The organism is Burkholderia sp. MR1-5-21 (assembly GCF_053427715.1).
Window position 1 is genome coordinate 1 of record NZ_JBSAXD010000088.1, and the last position, 1200, is coordinate 1200.

1 protein-coding gene is annotated in these 1200 nt (G+C 60.6%); it reads left to right on the forward strand.

Translation table 11 applies throughout. The features are described 5' to 3' along the window. Positions 1-65: 65 nt before the first annotated feature. Positions 66-1195, forward strand: a protein-coding gene (locus tag ACV229_RS40495) for an IS3 family transposase (RefSeq protein WP_448088648.1) whose coding sequence is annotated in 2 segments (ribosomal slippage) — positions 66-318 and positions 318-1195 — 1131 coding nt in all. Because the reading frame shifts where the segments join, the coding sequence is not laid out codon by codon here. The last annotated feature ends 5 nt before the right edge of the window (positions 1196-1200 follow it).

Below are 1200 nucleotides of genomic sequence, written 5' to 3' on the forward strand. Positions count from 1 at the left end.
TGACCTTTCCCCTCTGAAGTATCCCACTGTAAAGTTAGTGGCAAGGCCGCAGGAGAAACCTTGTCATGAAGAAGTCGCGGTTCACCGAGGAACAGATCATCGGGGTGTTGAAAGAAGCCGAAGCGGGCATGAAGGTCGCGGACGTATGCCGGAAGCACGGCATCTCTGATGCGACGTTCTATAACTGGCGAAGCCGCTACGGCGGGATGGATGTCACGGAGGCGCGTCGCCTTCGGCAGCTGGAAGAAGAGAACCAACGGCTCAAGCGGCTGGTCGCCGAGCAGGCGCTCGACATCCAGGTGCTGAAGGACGTTCTCGGAAAAAACTGAGTTCGCCCGCGCAGCGCCGGGAGGTCGTGCAACAAGTAATGGAGCAGCACGACTACTCGGAGCGCCGGGCGTGCGCGCTCGTTGGCTTGAATCGACGGACGTTTCGGCGACCGGCGCCGGCAGATGTCGACCATGCAGTTCGGCACCGTCTGCGCGAACTGGCACAGGAGCGGCCCCGGTTCGGTTCGCCGCGCCTGCACGTTCTGCTGCGGCGAGAGGGTTTGGTCCAGAACCACAAACGGACCGAACGGCTATACCGCGAAGAAGGCCTGTCGCTTCGCTTGAAGCGGAGAAAGAAGCGTCCGAGCCATCTGCGCGTCGTGATGCCGACGCCCAATGGCGCGGACGAGAGCTGGACAATGGACTTCGTTGCGGATGCGCTTTCGAATGGCCGGCGCGTTCGAATGTTGACCATCATCGACACGTGGAACCGGGAGTGTCCACACATCGAGGTCGATTTCTCGCTGACGGGTGTACGCGTGGCGCGTGTGCTCGAGCAGTTACGGCAACGAGGCCGATGTCCCACCCTGATTCAGGTGGATAACGGGCCGGAGTTCGTGAGCAAGGCACTCGACGCCTGGGCGCACGAGCATGGCGTCAAGCTGCAGTTCATCCGTCCCGGCAAACCAGTAGAAAACGCATACATCGAGAGCTTCAACGGACGACTGCGCGAAGAATGTCTGAATCAGCATGCGTTCGTCAGCCTCGACGACGCACGCAAGCGCATCGAAACGTGGCGCACCGACTACAACTCGGTTCGGCCGCATAGCGCCTTGGGGCAACTGGCGCCGGACCAATTCCGGCAACTGCATCAGCTGAAAACTGGCGAGTCCACTAACTTACGAATGGTGTACTCGGCGGGGTAAGGTCA